The 17,131-nt window shown below is 64.3% G+C and carries 19 protein-coding genes and 1 pseudogene; 10 read left to right on the top strand and 10 right to left on the bottom strand.

Going from position 1 to position 17,131, the window contains the following annotated elements; all coding sequences use genetic code 11:
- Positions 1-21: 21 nt before the first annotated feature.
- Both ACP97_RS20935 and ACP97_RS20940 read left to right on the top strand, forming a co-directional pair.
- A pseudogene (locus ACP97_RS20935) lies at positions 22-396 on the top strand (tyrosine-type recombinase/integrase); the annotation flags it as partial.
- Between the two features lie 187 nt (positions 397-583).
- Positions 584-754 (top strand): hypothetical protein, encoded by a 171-nt coding sequence (locus tag ACP97_RS20940; RefSeq protein ID WP_237561238.1) that lies wholly within the window; start codon positions 584-586, stop codon positions 752-754.
- A gap of 308 nt (positions 755-1,062) precedes the next feature.
- On the opposite strand, the gene ACP97_RS17895 is transcribed toward ACP97_RS20940, so the two are convergent.
- Together ACP97_RS17895 and ACP97_RS17900 are read right to left on the bottom strand one after the other, a co-directional pair.
- The gene (locus tag ACP97_RS17895; protein WP_049999195.1) at positions 1,063-1,287 is read right to left on the bottom strand and encodes a hypothetical protein; all 225 of its coding nucleotides are present in this window, start codon (positions 1,285-1,287) and stop codon (positions 1,063-1,065) included.
- Entirely contained in the window at positions 1,284-1,610 is a 327-nt protein-coding gene (locus ACP97_RS17900; protein WP_049999196.1) for a hypothetical protein, read from the bottom strand. Before ACP97_RS17900 ends, ACP97_RS17895 begins: the two co-directional genes overlap by 4 nt.
- Before the next feature lie 748 nt (positions 1,611-2,358).
- Here ACP97_RS17900 and ACP97_RS17910 point away from each other — a divergent pair.
- The 3 genes from ACP97_RS17910 to ACP97_RS20105 all read left to right on the top strand — a co-directional run bounded on the left by ACP97_RS17910 (position 2,359) and on the right by ACP97_RS20105 (position 3,939).
- Complete coding sequence (locus ACP97_RS17910; RefSeq protein WP_049999198.1) at positions 2,359-3,069, top strand: twin-arginine translocation signal domain-containing protein; 711 nt, start codon at positions 2,359-2,361, stop codon at positions 3,067-3,069.
- Between the two features lie 152 nt (positions 3,070-3,221).
- Positions 3,222-3,488: a hypothetical protein gene (locus tag ACP97_RS17915; protein ID WP_237561233.1), complete on the top strand. Its 267-nt coding sequence runs from the start codon at positions 3,222-3,224 to the stop codon at positions 3,486-3,488.
- Between the two features lie 196 nt (positions 3,489-3,684).
- On the top strand, positions 3,685-3,939 hold the full coding sequence (locus ACP97_RS20105) for a hypothetical protein (RefSeq protein WP_161782643.1): 255 nt from the start codon (positions 3,685-3,687) through the stop codon (positions 3,937-3,939).
- 27 nt (positions 3,940-3,966) lie between these two features.
- Here the strand turns inward: ACP97_RS20105 and ACP97_RS17920 are convergent, their stop codons facing one another.
- From ACP97_RS17920 to ACP97_RS17940, 5 genes are read right to left on the bottom strand one after another with little or no spacing between them, the layout of a single operon-like run.
- Positions 3,967-5,385 carry an HPP family protein gene (locus ACP97_RS17920; protein ID WP_049999200.1) on the bottom strand — a complete coding sequence of 473 codons (1,419 nt, stop codon included), beginning with the start codon at positions 5,383-5,385 and terminating at the stop codon, positions 3,967-3,969.
- 5 nt (positions 5,386-5,390) lie between these two features.
- On the bottom strand, positions 5,391-7,454 hold the full coding sequence (locus tag ACP97_RS17925; protein WP_079977707.1) for a DUF2079 domain-containing protein: 2,064 nt from the start codon (positions 7,452-7,454) through the stop codon (positions 5,391-5,393).
- Positions 7,451-9,484 carry a DUF2079 domain-containing protein gene (locus ACP97_RS17930; protein ID WP_049999201.1) on the bottom strand — a complete coding sequence of 678 codons (2,034 nt, stop codon included), beginning with the start codon at positions 9,482-9,484 and terminating at the stop codon, positions 7,451-7,453. Before ACP97_RS17930 ends, ACP97_RS17925 begins: the two co-directional genes overlap by 4 nt.
- Positions 9,477-9,965, bottom strand: a complete 489-nt coding sequence (locus ACP97_RS17935; protein WP_049999202.1) for a GtrA family protein — start codon at positions 9,963-9,965, stop codon at positions 9,477-9,479. The genes ACP97_RS17930 and ACP97_RS17935 overlap by 8 nt, the downstream gene beginning before the upstream one ends.
- Positions 9,962-11,008, bottom strand: coding sequence for a glycosyltransferase family 4 protein (locus ACP97_RS17940; protein WP_049999203.1), 1,047 nt, complete (start codon positions 11,006-11,008; stop codon positions 9,962-9,964). The genes ACP97_RS17935 and ACP97_RS17940 overlap by 4 nt, the downstream gene beginning before the upstream one ends.
- Before the next feature lie 336 nt (positions 11,009-11,344).
- Between ACP97_RS17940 and ACP97_RS19415 the strand changes: the two genes are divergently transcribed.
- Together ACP97_RS19415 and ACP97_RS17945 are read left to right on the top strand one after the other, a co-directional pair.
- Positions 11,345-11,569, top strand: coding sequence for a hypothetical protein (locus ACP97_RS19415; protein ID WP_079977708.1), 225 nt, complete (start codon positions 11,345-11,347; stop codon positions 11,567-11,569).
- Positions 11,566-13,065: an MATE family efflux transporter gene (locus tag ACP97_RS17945; protein WP_049999204.1), complete on the top strand. Its 1,500-nt coding sequence runs from the start codon at positions 11,566-11,568 to the stop codon at positions 13,063-13,065. The genes ACP97_RS19415 and ACP97_RS17945 overlap by 4 nt, the downstream gene beginning before the upstream one ends.
- An 86-nt stretch (positions 13,066-13,151) precedes the next feature.
- Here the strand turns inward: ACP97_RS17945 and ACP97_RS17950 are convergent, their stop codons facing one another.
- The gene (locus ACP97_RS17950; protein ID WP_049999205.1) at positions 13,152-13,346 is read right to left on the bottom strand and encodes a multidrug transporter; all 195 of its coding nucleotides are present in this window, start codon (positions 13,344-13,346) and stop codon (positions 13,152-13,154) included.
- Positions 13,347-13,477: 131 nt separating this feature from the next.
- Between ACP97_RS17950 and ACP97_RS17955 the strand changes: the two genes are divergently transcribed.
- Positions 13,478-14,827, top strand: a complete 1,350-nt coding sequence (locus tag ACP97_RS17955) for a sulfatase (protein ID WP_049999206.1) — start codon at positions 13,478-13,480, stop codon at positions 14,825-14,827.
- A gap of 305 nt (positions 14,828-15,132) precedes the next feature.
- Here the strand turns inward: ACP97_RS17955 and ACP97_RS17960 are convergent, their stop codons facing one another.
- Entirely contained in the window at positions 15,133-15,315 is a 183-nt protein-coding gene (locus ACP97_RS17960) for a hypothetical protein (protein ID WP_049999207.1), read from the bottom strand.
- A 105-nt stretch (positions 15,316-15,420) separates the two neighbouring features.
- Positions 15,421-16,215: a polyprenol monophosphomannose synthase gene (locus ACP97_RS17965; protein WP_049999208.1), complete on the bottom strand. Its 795-nt coding sequence runs from the start codon at positions 16,213-16,215 to the stop codon at positions 15,421-15,423.
- A gap of 132 nt (positions 16,216-16,347) precedes the next feature.
- On the opposite strand from ACP97_RS17965, the gene ACP97_RS17970 reads away from it, so the two are divergent.
- Positions 16,348-16,887, top strand: coding sequence for a PH domain-containing protein (locus ACP97_RS17970; RefSeq protein ID WP_049999209.1), 540 nt, complete (start codon positions 16,348-16,350; stop codon positions 16,885-16,887).
- 1 nt (position 16,888) lies between these two features.
- Entirely contained in the window at positions 16,889-17,131 is a 243-nt protein-coding gene (locus ACP97_RS17975) for a hypothetical protein (protein WP_049999210.1), read from the top strand.

Raw genomic sequence — 17,131 nt, forward strand, 5'->3', positions numbered from 1 at the left:
GAGAACGTCCGCGACGCCGCGATGGTCGCCGTCGCGTGGGATGTGGGCGCGCGTTCGGGCGAGTTCCGCGATCTCGAAGTCGGCGACGTCACCGATCATTCGAATGGCCTGCAGGTCACCGTCGACGGCAAGACCGGCCAGCGCACGGTAACACTCATCCCGAGCGTTCCCTACCTGAATCGCTGGCTGTCGGCGCACTCCCATGCTGACGACCCGGACGCCCCGCTCTGGCCGCGTGAATCGGATAACGCTATAGGTTTGTCCTACAACGGCTTCAAGCGCATCTTCAAGGACGCCGCCGACCGCGCCGGTATCAGTCGGCCGGTGACGCTCACGAACTTCCGTAAATCAAGCGCGTCGTTTCTGGCCTCGCAGGGCCTTCCGCAGGCACACATCGAGGATCACCACGGCTGGACGCGCGGGTCGTCGGTCGCCGCCCGTTACGTCGCCGTCTTCAGTGAGGACGCCGACCGCGCTCTCGCTGCGGCCCACGGGCTGGACGTTTCGGAATCCAAACCGGACCCGATCGGACCGCTCGAATGCCTGCGCTGCTTGAAGAAGACGCCGCGCGAGAAAGACACCTGTGTGGTGCGGGCAAGCGCTCTCGCCCGAAGGTGCGGACGTGGTGGCCGAACAGAACAGTACCGTAGTCTCGTCGGCGGCGAGTGCGTCCGGAGAGCGGGCCGATGCCGTCGCCAAAATCGGTGCACTCCTCGAAGAGTATCCATTCCTCCGCGAGGCGGCCAGGGACTGAGTTCTGTATCGCGGTATTTGTTTTATCAACTATTGTCGGCCTCCGCTTCGGCGAGGATGTTCTGTGCCAGTTCGGCCGCGCCGTCGTCGCCGTCGGCGACGGTCTCAACACGTCGCGGTGTTCGTCGACGATGTCGGCCACGCTCTCGCGTTCGACAGTCTGGCTCACCGTTTTTTCACCTCGCAGTTCGCGACGCTCCCACGCATCGGCTCTGTGGCTCGGATAGCCGGTGATGAACCGCGCAAACACGTAGACTGCCCACGTGAAAACGACAATCGCAACTAGCCCGGCCAGCAGCGTGAGCGCGCTCATCGCCGACCACGCTCCCAGTCGTCATCTTTCGATGGGTAGCCGAACGTCCGGCGCTCGTCATCGATCTCGTTGATCAGGGCGAGCGCCCGCCCGACGCGCTCGATCGATTCCTCGACGTCGCCGAGTTCCATCGAGTCGCTGGTGACGCGCAACTGCGTGGCCGCCCGTGCGTGCGCGGACTGTTGTAGTTCCGGTTCGTCCGCTCGTCCATCAGCGCTCATGCCGACCCTCCTTCGAAGTGCTCGGCGGCGCGGCCACTGCCAGCCTTCAGTTCCTCTTTGAGATCGAGGCAAGTCACGAGATCCGCGACGTCGCCGCGCGCGATGTCGAGATCCTGCGCAGCGCCGAAGGTCTGTCTGCTCTCGTCGATCGCGTCGATGAAATCGGCCGCCGAGACAGCGGCCGGCACGCCGACCGACTCTAGGGCCGTCTCGACGCGCTCGCTGTCGAGGACGTCGCCGCCGATGCCGTTCCGCTCGGTTCCCGTAATGTCGACCGCACGATCGGTGAGCCGCGACGCAGCGGCCCGACCGACGCCAGGCACCTCTCGGACTCCCGTTTTCGCGGGAATCTGTCACCAGCGCTTGCTGTCTAATGCATGAGGGTCGCACTCACTGATACTTTCCCATACCCATCGGGTTCGGAACGTAGGTTGATGGGACAGAGATAAACTCCTTCAGGTATTACTCGTCACTATACCGACATGGGTTTGAGTGTAATGGGCGCAGAACGGGACGAAATGCGACAGCGGGCCGACTGGATGAAACCCCCTGACGATTCGTTGCTCGAAGCGCTCCATGATGAGGGGACCTGACGCCGCTGGCGATCTCGAAAGAAGGCGATGTCTTCCGTGTTGATATCTCTCGGAAATATGCCGGCGTCCGGCCGCGCGCACTCACTCGTGCTGGCCTCATCGAGACGGTCGACAATGGTCTCTATCGCCTCTCCGAACACGGCCATGCCTACCTCGACGAGGAGTTCGACGCCTCGACAGTCTCGCCCGACGAGTGACCGTTCCTGTTCGCCCATTGCACCCTAACCCACAGAGCGCCTACTCTTGAATCTCGGGCGGGCCTTTTCACCTTTCCAGAAAAGTCTACTCTATGGAGATCAACATCTGCCCCTATTCTAGACAATTTATATTGTAGGTATGGGCCAATATATTATCAAAATAGTAGCGGAAATTACTTATACCCATGCAACAATTACTATTCTAACCAGTTGGGGGTTGAAACTACCTACACCCATCTTGGTTTCGCATAGGAACGGGTCTATGTGAAAAGAATACAACAATGACAGACAACGAAGACACCCAATCTAGCAGCACCGAACCGACCACCTTCTTCAGCCGTCGTGGCGTCATGAAAGGGGCTGCCGGCCTCGTCGGCGCAGGCGCTCTCGCCGGCATGGGTCTCTGGTACGGTACTCAACCCTCGCTCGCGGCGACGCAGTACGAAGCCGCCGAGGGCGGCGACGTGACCGTCACTACGAACGCCGGTGAGGTTATGGACGTCAGCATTGCACCAGTAGTTAGTCTCGACTGGAGTAACTTCGGTGGCGGTGTCGACTCGCTCAATCTTACCGTTGGTGCAGATGTCAATCAAGGCACCAGCACGCCTCTCGATGTCAGCATCACGACCGACAGCGGTTCGTTCAGTTCTCCGGGTGTTGAGTCAATTCAGGGGGACGGCCCTGGAAACTATCAGGGTTCGACTACCGTTACTTTCCCCCAAACTAGTATCATCGGCAACACAATTTCGAGCTCCACGTTCCCGACCTCGGTGGGTGAGGGCCAATCCGCCTCGGCGACAGTGAGCCTCTCGCTTGACGCGAGCGGTGTCACATCGATGGGAGGGTCGAACGTCTCGGCTTCAACGGCTAATCTCACCTTCGATGTCATCATCGAGAACCCTGATGGAACTGTGACCGCGACCATCGACTCCTCGAACGCCACCGCGACTGGTGCGGATACGGCGGACGAGACGACCACGACCGTCAACTAACTCCGCGGTTTCCCACTATTATGAGCCGATTCGCATACGTTCTGAGAGCCTCTGGGTTTGTTGGGTTAGTCGCTGGCTTCGCCGTCCAACTCGTTATCGCAGTGCTCCAAGATCCAATCCTCCTCGAGGGCGCACAAACAGTTCCGGGATGGATGAGCCGTCTCGTCCTCCCTTTACTCGGTGGGTCACTCGCCGTGCTGTTCTATGGCACTGTACTGGATGACGTGTTCGCCGGATGGGTTGATCTCTTGACGATCGCCGCGCTCGGCGGTCAGTGGGGTATTCCAATCGGGATTTACCTTGGGACCATCGTTGGTGCAGGCAGCCCGGCGGGCCTACTGGTCGTTGTCGGCTACGCCTTCCACACGCTCGCTGCGCTCGCTGTCGCGGTCACGTTTATCCGTCGAGGGCGAGGCTGACGCGAAATGTGAATCGAGGATATCTGCTCGAAGCCCGCCCCCGAAATCCATCGCACTCGATCTTCCATATAGCCGAAAGCACGTCGGGAACCGCTGCCGCGATCTCGCCGACCACGGACTTTTGACACGAACTCAGAGAGGTGTCTACCAGATCACTGAACGTGGCGAGGCATTCCTTACCGGAGAGCTTTCGCCCGTGCTCGGTGTGAGCAGCGCCTCTCTTCTGATACAGACGTATCGATATTTGAACGAACGCGATGATTCTGCGGTGGGAATTATGAAGGTCGAAAACGGCCACCATATCTACGCAGACGAAATCAGCGAAACTACTGTCGAAGAGGCTGGTGGAACGTATATCGGGAACATTGAAGGCGACCTCAATTTGTTTGAAATCTCGTCTGAGAAAGCAGAAGAGCTAGCCGAAAAGATAGAGGAATCGTCATCGGGATGATTCTATTGATTTCTCTGTTTTACACTCTCAATCTCGTTCGAGCGGCCGGTAGCGCCGGTCGACGATGGCGACGTCACACTCGATGTCGTGGAGGCGCTGGAAGGTCGCCGGCGAGAGCAGTCGCGAGACGGCGCTCCGGTCGGCGCTCGCCCCGAGCATGAGGAGATTCTGTCGCGTCGAGGCGTCGGCGAGGAACTCCTCGATCGGGCCGTGTGCGACGCGGGTCTCGATGTGGGCGTCGAACGTCTCGACCAGCCCCGCGAGCATGCTCTCGGCGTCCCGGCGTTCGTATTCGCCATCGACACAGTGACAGATGCTCACCTTGCCCGAGCGCCCGGTGAGCCGGCAGGCGAAATCGAGCATGCTGTGGGCGACGTCGCTCGCGCGCCGGACCGAGACGAGCACCCGCGACCACTCGGTGCGGCCGTCGGCCGAACGGTGGGCGATGACGTCCATATCGGTCCGAAAGAGCGACGTGACGAACGTCGAAGTCTGCCCATCGGAGCGCTCGTAGGGCGTCACGATGAGGTCACAGTTCGCCTCGCGAGCGGCTCCGAGCGCCGTCGTCGCTGGCGATTCCGCTCCGCGCTCGATGACGACCACCTCGCAGGGGACGTCCATCGTCTCCTCGATGCGCTCGGCACACGCTTCGAGGTGGCTCGCGTGGGTCTTCGTCGCCATCGAGACTTCGGTGTCCGTCCCGCCGTCGGTGGCGACGTTTTCCGGTGGCGCAACGATATCGAGGAGCACCACTTTGCCGGCGTCGTGGGCGGCGGCGAGACGTGCGCCGAAGGTGGCCGTCGCGTCGGCGTGTGCGCCGCGCATCGGCACGAGGACGTGGTCGTCGCCCTTGGTCGACTGGTAGAGATAGCGCGCCCGGTGGCGGTAGACCCGCCGGTGCCAGAGGACGAACACGCCGGCGACGAGCAGGCTCGACACGGCGATGCTGAGCACGTAACTGAACCCGGGCGCGTCGTCGACGACCGCGAGCAGCGCCGTCGAGAACGCCGCCGGTTCCTCGACGCCGAACGCCCACGTCGCCCCGCCGGTGAGCAGCATCGCGAGCGCCGCACTGGAGGCGTGAACCGGCTGGGAGCCGCCCGTGTAGAACAGCCAGCCGGTCGCCTCGACGGCGAGCCAGCCACACAGCGCGCCGACGGTCAGCCCCGCGACGAACCGCAGCGGCGACGAGTAGCGTTCTTCGGGGTGGGCGAACAGGAGATACGCCCCGGAGGCCAACGGCGGAAAGAGCAGAAAGGAGAGGTTCGTCGCGTTCGAGACGAGCGTCACCAGACCGACCAGCAGGGGGACGAACAGCACGACCGACAGATGGACGAGGTTGCGCGTGCTTTCGAGCCAGCGACGGAACTCGTGTAGCTCGCGCCGCTCGAACCGCCGCGAGCGCGCCGCGACGGCCCGACAATACGCCCGCACGTCCTCTCGCATACGTACTACTCGCTGTTCGGATGGAAAACCGTTTCTGCATTCGAGCCGTCCCCGACCGCGGCCCGACGGTCGGTCGGGGACGATTCGTTCGTCCGGCCGGCCGACTGCACGGTGACGTTTTCGAACGCGAACCGCCCCGCGCCGCCGGCCTGCGAGGCGCGGAACTCGACGTTCGAGTGCATTCGATCGAGCGTGAACGGGACGGTGACGGTTTCGAGACCGTCGGTGTCCGTGACGTTCTCGGCCGCGACCGGCCGGGGTGTGGTGCCCGCGGCGACTTCGAGGTTCGCGACCGGCCGCTCGCCGGCGCTCGTCGCGTTCACCCGGAAGGTCGCCACGTACTCGCCGGGCGGGAGCATCGCGCTCGGGCCGTACCAATAGTAGGTGCCCTCACCGCCGCCCGAGCCGACGAGCTGGCCGTCGATGCGGAGCGCGTCGTTCGGGATGACGTCCGACAGTTCGTACGTGCGCGGCTCCACGGTATAATTGCCGCCGATTCCCTCCGGCGAGCCGTTGAACCCACGCTTGAACACCCACACCTCGTCGTCGTAGCGCGCGAGTCCGTACTCCTTGCCGAGCTGGTCGGTGTAGGTCGTCCTGACCGGCTGTGCCCACTCGACGCCCTGCGTTTCGAGTTTCGTGTCGATGAGGATGTACTCCGGTGTCGGCTTCTGATTATTACGCTGATAGCGATAGAACAGCGTGCGATTCGCGGTGAAATTGGCGTTCGGCCGCTCGGCGACGTGCGGATAAATATCGTTTTGGGTAAGCAGCGAGGCGTTGTCTGGGATGGTGTCGATACCCTCCTCCAGCGTCTCGGTGTGTTCGGTGGTCCGCGGCACGGCGTCTTTCTCCGCGCCGATGGCGACCCCAACGGCCAGATTGACCACCAGTACGAGCGCGAGCAGTCCCGACAACACCGTGCGCGCCGACGCCCGCGCGCTCTCGGTCTCGACGAGTTCGCTGGTGTCGACGTGTGAGAGCACGCGCACCGCGCCGATGTAGACGAACGGCAGCAAGTAGAGCGGGTAGTGTGCGCCGAACGTGTAGTAGACGTCCCGCCCGGCAAAGACCCACGCGAAGCCCATGAACGGGATGAGCGATCCAAGTGAGAGTTCGTCGGCGACCGCGAGGAAGAGTACCGGAAGGAGCAAGAGCACGAGATAGACCACCTTGTCGAAGATGGCAACCGAGAGCGAATCGACGATGAGCTCCGGGTTGGCGAGCACTATCGTGACCAGTTGGCCGATGCCGACGCGCGAGCCCTCGACGAACGGCTGTATCGGGGCCGCGATGACGTCCGTCGGCAACCCCGAAGTGTTGCTATATTGACTGATGGCCCAGCCGGCGACCGCCCGCGCCACGACGAGGATGCCGAACGCGACGCCGATGTACGGAATCTCACGCCGGAGCCGGCCACCGCGATAGGCGACTACGACTAGCCCGACAAGAAAGCCTCCAATGAGGATGGTCGTGAACTCGTTGGTGAAGAGGGCGAGCGTGAGGAAGGCGAGGAAGGCGATGTAGCGCCGTTCCGAGTAGGTGTAGTAGGCCGCGAAGATCAGCAGGGGAAGCAGTATCTGCTCTTGGAAGTCGAACAGCCACGCCGACCAGAGGAACGGGTTGAGCGCGTAGGAGGCCGTCACCAGCCCCGCGAGCCGGTCGCTGTCGATGTGGCTGCGCGCGACCACCCAGAGCATCGGCACGCTCGCCGCGAGCAGGCCGGATTTGATGACTAGCAAGGTATAGGGCGACGGGACGAGCGCGTAGATGGGCAGGAAAGCCAGCAAGGTTGCGGTGAAGTGGCCGCCCCAGTAGGAACTATCGGGACCGCGAACGGTGTACTTGCCCTGTTCAAGGAACCCCTGCCCGTGCAGGGTGGTCTCGAACATGTGGATGTAGCTGCCGAAGTCCGCACCCGTCAACCAGAAACTCCGGTAGAGCACGGAGAGATAGACCGAGAACCCCACGAACAGCGCGAGCGAGAGCGCGAGGACGTACCACGTCGGACTGCCCCGCTCGGGGAGGAAGTCGCCGGCGGTCGCGGCGACCCGTTCTGCGGTGCTCATGAACTCCCCCCGGAGGCGTTCGTAGTAGCGTTTTTCGATTCGTAGCTCACGCGGACGCCATCGAACGCGACCCGACCATCATCCTCACGGATCCCACGGAACTCGACGTCGGAGGTGGTCTCGTTCAGCGTGAACCGAACGGAGACGTTCTGCCAGCCGCTCGCGGGCGCGACCTGCTCGCTGGCGATGCGGCCGTGGTCGTCGCCGCCACCGACGTCGACCGTCACGACGGGGTCGGAGCCGCTGCCCGAGACGTCGACCCGGAAGGTCGCGGTGTAGGTGCCGGGCGTGAGCGTGTCGTAGGGACCGAACCAGATGTAATCTCCCTCCGAGCCGTTGGTACTCACGATGGTCCCCTCTTTTCGCTCGCCGGTGCCCGTCGCCATGCTCGCGGCGTCGTAGCGGCGTGCGCCGGGCTCGGTTTGCTTGATTCCCCGCACCGGCCCGTCGTAGCCGCGCTTGAATACCTGAATGCCGTCCTGATAGCGATACAACCCGTATTCGTCGCCGAGGCGGTCGGCGTAGGTTCCCTGGACGGCTCTCGACCACGGCGCGTTCGGGTTGAGTTGTGTGTCGACGAGGAGGTAGTCCGGCATGACGGGGTGCCAGCGCTTCTCGTAGGCCCCGAACGTGCCTGGACTCACGATGAACGAGGCGTTCGGTCGCGTCGCCACGTGGGGGTAGATGTCGTTCTGGGCGATGAGCGAGGCGTTCTCGGGGATGGAGTCGATGGCCGTCTCCAGGGTTTCGCGGTGGTCGTCGTCGGCCGGCGGCGGGACGGAGAGATGGCCACCGCCGGAGGCCGCCCCGCTCACGAGACAGAGCACCAACACCGCCGAGAGCAGTCCCGAAAACGTCGCACGCGAGGGCCGCGCCAGCCCGTCGAATCGTTTCGAGAGCCTGTGGAGGGCGTGTATCGTGCCGATGTAGATGAACGGAAGTAGGTACAGCGGGTAGTGGGCACCGAACTCGAAGTACACCGCCTTGGCCTCGCCGGTGAACACCCACGCGAAGCCGAGATAGGGAACGAGCGCAGCCAGCGAAAGTTCGTCGAACAGCGCGAGAAACATGACTGGGAGCATGAACGCCGCGAAGAAGAGCAGTTTGTCCGCGACGGCGAAGGTGGCCGAATCGACCAGGAGAAGCGGGTTCGCGAGGACGGTCGCGGCGAGGTCGACGAGTGACACCCGTCCCATCCCCTGAATGAACGGCTGTAGCGGTTCGGCGACCACGTACGTGGGAAGGCCGCCGAACACGCTATACCGGTCGATGACGGCGCTCGAAACGACGCGTGCGACGACCACGAGCACGCCCGCACCGAGGATGGCCGGGCTGCGTTTTTTGAGTCGGCCCGCTACGGCTGCGGCGACGAACAGCCCACCGACGAAGCCCGCGACCGGGAAGATGACGAACTCGTTGGTGAAGAGGACGAGCGCGAGGAAGGCCAGAAAGAGCACCGAGCGGTCGCGCTGGTAGAAGTAGTAGGCGGCGAACAGGAGCGGTGGAATCAACACCTGCTCTTGGAAGTCGAACGACCACGCCGACCAGAGGAACGGGTTGAACGCGTACGAGACAGTTACGATCCCTGCGAGGCGGTCGCTGTCGAGGCGGTCGCGCGCGACCAGCCAGAGGACCACCACCGACGCCGCGAGCACGAACGATTTGGCGACCAGCAGCGTGTAGACCGAGGGAACGAGCGCGAACAGCGGGAGAAAGAGGAGCAGGGTCAGCGAGAAGTGTGCCCCCCAGTACGAGCCGTAGGGCTGGCTCGCACGGTATTTGCCGTGCTGGAGCCACCCCTCGCCCTGCAGCGTGCTCGAAAACATGTGCGTGTAGGCCCCGAGGTCCGCGCCCGTGGTCTGAAAGCGGGCGTGCATCAGCGACGTGTAGATCGAAAAGCCGACGAACAGCGCGAGCGCGAGTCCGAGCACGTACCACGTCGGGCTGCCCCGCTCGGGGAGGGCGTCGAATAGTCGCTCGGTCGCGGAGCCGGTCGAACCGGGGGTGAGCGTTTCCGTGAGTTTACTCACGCTTGTCCTCGCCGACGTAGCGTTTGACCGAATCGAGCGACAGCGAGGAGTCCTCGGTCGCCCAGACCCACTTCTCGCTCGCGCCGAAGCCCCAGAGGAGACCGAGCCCCATCGAGAAGAGGTTCGCCCAGAACAGGGGCACGCCCACGAAGTCGTAGAAGACGACGAGACCGGCGGTGCCGATGGCGATGCCGACGAGGCGAGTGGCGACGTATTTGACGCCGCGCCAGCACCACTGGCCAAAGCCCGCCGCGCCGCGCCCGCGCCACGTCCAGCTATCGTTCAGCACGTAGTTCGAGAGCGTGCTGACGATGCGGCCAGCCAGTCCGGCGATCACGTACGAGATGCCGAGTCGCGGCAGTCCGACGGTCAGTCCCTGATTGATGACCAACCCCACGACCCCGACCATGATGTACATCACGAGCCGCTTGTTCTGCGGGTCGAACAGCGAGCGCTCGCGGACGGTGTCGAGGACGCTCACGCGCGCACCTCCGTCCGGGTCGGGCCGTTCTCGTCTCTGACCGGCGGCGAGACGAGCAGCGATTTCAGTCTGGGATAGATCGCCTCGAAGCTGTGCGATTCGCCCTCGGCGCGCGCACGCCGACAGCGCGCTTCGTAGCCGTCGTCGTGGAGCCACTCGCCGTGGAGGCGGGCGATCGCGTGGGCCATTCCGCGGGCGGTCTCCGCTTGCAACACGGCCTCGTTCTCGCGGACGTGTGTCGAAAGCGGCGTCGTCACCACCGGGGTACCCGATGCACAGGCTTCGTTGATGACCATGCTGTCGGTGTCGACGCGCGCCGGGTGGAGCACGACGTGAGCGCGTGCGTAGGCGTCGGCGAGTTCTTCTTCGGTGAGGAAGCCCAGCCCCTCAACGTCGCCCGCGCCATCGCCGGTCGTCACGACGCGGATCTCCGGCGGGAGGCGTGCGGCCACGTCCTGAATCGTGTCCCAGCCCTTCTCGCGGATGTGTGCGGCGGTCGTGAGCACGGTAAACTCATCGTCAAGGTCTCTCCGGTCGGGGGTGAACTGCTCGGCGTCGACGAAGTTCGGGATGTGCACCGTGTTGGGATGTGGCGACTCGTAGGCCGGCGTCACCGAGTGGACGACGTCGAAGCGCGAGAGGTCGTGTTTGCCGAGCAGTCGGTAGAGCAGTTTCGTGGTCGTGGGCACTAGTCCATAATGGGCCTCGTAGAGCTTCTTCGAGACGTAGACCCACGAGTGGATGCCCGCGATGCGGGTGCCACCACCCGAAAAGAACACCTCCGAGAAGGGGTTGTAGAAGACGTAGGCCGTATCGAACTCCGAGAGGTCGTGGTGCCACGACTCGCGGTAGGGAACCTGGGAATCGAGCACCTCGCGCACGTCGACGCGGCGCTCACCTCCCGGAGCGTACGGCAGCGCGCGCACCGAGACGTCGATGCCGTCGGCGGCCAGTCGGTTGGCGAGCGCACAGACCCACTTCTCGCCGCCGCGGTAGTGCTCGACCGAGAGATGTGGGCAGAGAGCGATGCGTGTTCCCGACATCTCAGCGGTGTCCGATCGCCGGTTCGGTTCGGAGCGAGCGACCGAGAGGGGACCGTTCGCGCGAGCGGTGATTCATTACGAGAACGAACCGACCCCGACCAATTAAGCATTACCTATCGGTCTCGATGCATGTGTCACGTCCACATTCGGAACGCCACGTGCTCGCCCTTCTTCGAGACCGGTTGCCGTGATCGTGTTGCAACGTTGTCTGCGGCCGTCCGCTCCAACCGTCGAATTCGCAGGGAGAGGTGGCACTTGGAGGTGAAACCAAACCTTTTTAACTAACTGGTTAGTAGTGTCGGTAACGGCTGACTATCCAGTCAGCATTCGCCGACTATGACTGACGAGACGATTACTAATATCACGGATGCCATCTCTCGCACGCTGTATGGGTGCGGTTTTGGCGCGCTGTGGACCCGAATCACGACGTCCACGAACGACACGACCATCACGGCGATTCGACCGGCGGCCGTCTACTGCGACGACCATGGAGCCACGACATGCGGCTGTCCCGGCCCCACTAGTAGCGTCTCCGTCGATCGGGGGGCCGTCACGGAGTGAGTCTCCGGAGTCGCCTCGGCGGATTGTTCAAATCCCGCGAGGAGTTCGATCTCACGTCGGGCAGCATCGGCAAACCGCTGTTCTATCTCTCCTTGCCGATCATCGTCCAGAACCTCTTTCAGACCGCCTACAACCTGGGCGATACGTTCTGGCTCGGGCAGTTCGATACGACCGCGCTGGCCGCGATCAGTTTCGCGTTCCCGATGGTCTTCCTGCTGATCTCGCTCGCGCTCGGGCTCTCGGTCGCGGGCAGCGTGCTCGTCGCCCAGTATACCGGTGCCGGGGAGGAACGGAGAGCCGAGTACGCCGCCTCACAGACGATCATCTACGCGGTGGTCGCCTCGCTCGTTCTCGGTGCCGTCGGCTACTTCTTCGTCGACGAACTGCTCGCACTGCTCGGTGCCAGCCCCGAGATCGCGCCGCTGGTGAAGGAGTACATGCAGGTGTACTCGGTCGGCCTCGTGGCCGTCTTCGGATTCGCCGTCTTCATGTCGCTGATGCGCGGCTACGGCGACACGCTCACGCCGATGTACGTGATGGCCGGATCGGTCGTCATCAACATCGTTCTCGACCCGATCCTCATCTTCGGTTTTCAAGACAACCCACTGTTCGGGCTGCTCGGCGCTCGTGGGATCGAAACGTGGCTGTTCGGCCTCACGGGCTACACCGGTTCCGGGATCGCCGGGGCCGCGATCGCGACGGTGTTCGCCCGGGCGCTCGCGTTCGGGGTCGGCCTCGTCGTCATGTTTCGCGGGAATCGCGGCGTCAAGATCCGCCTCCGACAGATGGTTCCCAGCCTCTCGTTCGCCCGCAAGGTCGTCGATATCGGTGTTCCCGCCTCGGTCGAGGGGACGGCGCGCTCGCTGTCGATCAACCTGCTGTTGGTCGTCATCGCCGCGTTCCCCGAATCGGTCGTCGCCGCCTACGGGATCGGGACGCGCGTCTTCTCGGTGATCTTCCTGCCGGCGCTCGCGGTCTCGCAGGGTATCGAGACGATGACCGGCCAGAACATCGGCGCTCGCAAACTCGATCGCGCCGCGGAGACCAACCACTTCGGTGCTCGCGCCATGCTCGTCGGCCTGACCCTCCTCGGCGCGCTCGTTCTGATCGCCCCGGAACCGATCGCGGCCGTCTTCACCGACGACCCCGCGGTCGTCGCCCAGAGCGCGACCTTTCTCCGGTACTCCGCTCTCTCGTTCGGATTCATCGGCGTCATGCGGGCGTACACTGGTGGATTCCGCGGTGCGGGAAAGACGATGGTCGCGGCGGTGATCTCGCTCGTCTCGCTCGGACTCGTCCGGTTGCCGATCGCGTGGCTCGGGGCGGCAGCACTGGGCACCGTCGGTCTCTGGATCGCGTTCCCGATCTCGAATCTCGCGGGCGGGATCGTGGCGTATCTCTGGTTCAAGCGGGATACCTGGCGCGATCAGAACCTCACCGAATCGAACGTCGGCGCGGACGTCGCGGGAGCGGAGACGTCAGTGATGGACGATTGATCTCGGCGGTCCGCCTGCGGGACGAAATCTAAAAATCACGTCGATAGTGCACACCTGTCGTGGTTCAAATCAGCTTTTCGACCGTCTCAGCCGCGATAGTTCCGCAGTGCGATCCAGCCGGCGGCGATCGCGCAGACCGCTCCGACGACGAACGCGACGGGTTGGCCGGACGCACTCCACTCCCAGCTCAGTACCGTTGACCCGAACAGCGCAACTGCCACCGCGAGCAGTCCGACGACGGTGCCGATGGCTGACGTGTCGCGCTCGAAGATGGACGCCATATCCGGCGCTACCGGTTGCAGGAACATAATTATTCGCCAAGTGAAGTGATTCTTCTATCGATGATTCGGTCGCCGCGGGCTATCGCGACGAATGGCAAAACAAATGCCCGGGCGCGCAGTGGTGGCGACCAATGAAGACGCTACTGCTGACCATCGACGCGTGGCGCGCCTCGCACGCCTCGTTCATGCCCGACGCGGTCGGCGACCACACGCCGAACCTCGCGGCGCTCGCCGAGGACGGGACCGCCTTCTCGCAGGCCGTAAGCCACGGCCCGGCGACGCCCTATGCCTTTCCCTCCGTTTTCACCTCGACGCTCCCGCTCGACTATGGGGGCTACGAGAGCCTGAGCGATGAGCGGACGCTGGTGAGTGAAGCCCTCCAAGGGGGAGGCTGGAGCGCCGCGGGCGTCCACGCGAACCCGTGGCTCGGCGAAAAATACGGCTACGGCCGTGGCTACGACATCTACCGCGACGTCGGCGAGTTCGGGCTGCCCGGACTCGAACGGGGCCGACAGTTCCTGCTCGACAACTTCTCGCTCGACAGTTCCGTCTATCGTGCGGCACAGACGCTCTATCGAACTGTGCAGGGACCACTGCGGATGCTCGGTGGCGGCGATGCGGCCGAAATCGAGGTCGCACGCAAGGCGCTCGAAAAGTCGAGCGACGAGACGTTCGTCTGGACGCATCTGCTCGAACCGCATGCACCATATACGCCGCCGAAGCGCCACCGCGATGCGGTGGGTGTTCCTGAAACGGACGCGACGCCCTCCCAACTCGTCACACGCGCCCAGCACAGTCCCGAGGAATTCACCGAACACGAGCGCGAGGTCGTCCGCGGACTCTACGCCGCGTCGGTGCGCCACGCCGACGAGAAGGCGGGAAAACTGCTCGACGCGGTGGACGACGATACCCTCGTGGTCGTGACGGCCGACCACGGCGAGGCGCTGTTCGAACACGGACAGGTGGGCCACGAGCCGGCGCTGTACGACGAACTCACCCACGTCCCACTCTTGGTTCGTCCACCGGGCGGCGCGGCGGCGGAGCTGGTCGAGACGCAGGCACAACACCTCGACATCGCGCCGACGATCCTCGATTATGCGGGCGTCGAGCCGCCGGCCTCGTATCGTGGGCGCTCGCTCCGGCCGGCCGTCGAGGGCGACGGTATCGAGAGTCGGGTAGCGATTTCGGAGGTGGCCTCCTCGGCGACTGAACCCGGTCGGCTCGCGCCCGACGAGTTACAGGTCGCGGCCCGCACGCCGGATCGGAAGCTCATCCACGCCGACGGCGAGGTGGTGGCGTTCGACCTTCACGACGACCCCGACGAACGCGAGCCGATTCCCGACCCGGTCGGCGACGATTGGGGGAATCTCCGAACGGCGCTCGATGACCGGCTGGCGACCATCGACATCGGTGAGAGCGAAGGCGTCGAGCGTGACAAGGAAGTCCAGGAACGACTCCGGAACCTCGGCTATATCGACTGAGTGGTTGCGGCTGCGATGCGGCGGTGCCTGGCGGATGAAGGGCGAGCACCCTACGGGTGCGAGGGCTTCTGCGGTCGGTGCGGTCGCTATGCGGTGCGGTCTGCAGAATCGTCCGCGCGAACGGAGTGAGTGCGATTCGCCGCTCGCGCGGTTTGCGAGCGGGAGTTTTCAGTCCAGGTTTTTGGTCGGGGGTTGAGCGCGCGAGTGAAACGAGCGCGCGATGTTGTTCGAAAGGCGCGGAGCGCCTTTCGTAATGACGAGAGAGCTTCGCTCTCTCGAACTACCCCCGTCTAAAAAAGTGGGTGTTACAGACTCCACTGCGGGTCGGCGGGTTCCCACGAGACGGGACCGGTCTCGACGGGGCTGAGGCCACGATGGTCCCGACAGGGTGCGCCCGGAACCGACACCTCGCGCAGACACGGCCCGTCGCCGGTGGGGCGGGCACAGATTGGTTTTCCATCCGTGGTCGGGTAGACGGTGCTTGCCATACCTATCGAACGGGGCCACTCGAAAAAGACGTCGAGGCCTGCGTATGCTCGCCGTATATGCCCGGGTGGCTGTTCGGCTGTTCGTCGCGGGCGATGGGTCGGCTCTCAGGCCGTCGAGCGCCGGAGTCGCCAGACGTGTTCGAGGAACTCGAAGTATTCGTCGGGCGTGAGCTTCGACTCGCCGCGTTCGCGCTCGGTGAACACGTAGGGCACTTCGACGACGCGGTCGTAGTCACATTTCATCAGCACTTCGAGCAGGATTTTGTACCCTGTCGGCGCGAGCGCGACGTCGTCGATGAGTTCGTGTCGGATGGCGAAGAAGCCGCTCATCGGGTCGGCGATGCCCCGGGTCGGCGTCAGGGCGAGTTTGGTGATGGCCATCGCGCCGCGGCTGACGATTCGCCGGAAGCGCGACCAGTTCTCGACGCCGCCGCCGGCGACGTGGCGACTGCCGATGGCGATGTCGGCCCCGTTCGCGAGCGCCGTGACGAGTGCGGGCAGTTTCTCGGGTGGGTGCTGGAGGTCGGCGTCGATGACTGCACAGTTCTGGTAGCTGGCCTCGTCGAATCCCCGTGAGACGGCGGTCGCGAGCCCGGATTCCTCGGTGCGGCGCACGATGCGGACCGTCTCGGCGTCCGCGTAGGAGTCCGCGACGAGCTGCCAGGTCTTGTCCGGCGAATCGTCGTCGACGACGACGATCTCGAAGCGGAAGTCGGCGAGGGCGTCGCGACAGCGCTCGACGACGCGCTCGATGTTCTCGCGTTCGTTGTACGTCGGGATGATGATGGAGACCGAGCGCCCGCGACTCGCCGTCGAGCGGTCCTCGCGGCGGCTGTGCTCCGTTCCCGGCTGACTGTCGGCTGTGATACCGCGGCCGCGGTGACTGGGGCGCTCGGTCACGACGGCCAACCATCTACGCCGGGGGCTAAAAACCGTTAGCACTTCCGGCGAGTGTTGTCCGCGACTCGTCAGGTGCCCGGCCGGGCGACGAGGTCACAACCCGTAAGTCCGTGCCCGCCCTCGACTCAGGGGATGGCATCGGCCGCCGAATCGAGCGAGTGGGTCCACCTGACGGGCGACGAGCGCGTGCTCTGGGCCGGCACGCCGAGTCTCTATCCGGCGATACCGACGATCGCGCTCGGGTTCGTGCTGAGCTTCCTCGGCGTCTGGCTCTACCGCGACGTCTCCCTGCCGCTGGTTCCGGCGTGGGCCGCGCTCGCGCTCGTCCCTGTGGGTGCGCTCGTCGCCGTGTGGGCGTATCTCTCACGCTGGAGCACGCGCTACGTGTTCACGACGAAGACAGTCTACGAAAAGCGGGGACTCCTCTCGCGGACCGTCACACAGGTCCGCTTCGACCGCGTCCAGAACACCGCCTTCGAACAGTCACTCGTCGAGCGCTCCCTCTCGTACGGCGACATCGACGTCTACACCGCCGGCACCGGCGGGGTGAACCTCTCGCTGCGCGACGTGCCCGACCCGAAACGTGTGAACGCGCTCGTGACGACCAGACTCGGCGAGGCCGCACGTACCGACCGACCGCACCGTTCGGCCGACGAGCAGCTGACGGTGTAGCATGCCGGACGAGCGATGGCCCGGTCTGCATCCACGGACCACGACACGACTGTTCGTCATCGGCGTCGTCTTTCTCGGGCTGTTCGTCCAGTTCCGCGAGCCGCTTGCGACGCTTTCGGGACTGCTCCTCGATGGGGTCTCCGGTCGGGAACTGACGCTCGCGCTCCTCGCGTTGCTCTCGGCGCTCGTTCCCCTCCTCGTCGCCACCGCGCTCGCGGACGCGCTCTACGACCGGTTTGGGTGA

The organism is Halococcus sediminicola, assembly GCF_000755245.1.
Lineage (GTDB): Archaea > Halobacteriota > Halobacteria > Halobacteriales > Halococcaceae > Halococcus > Halococcus sediminicola.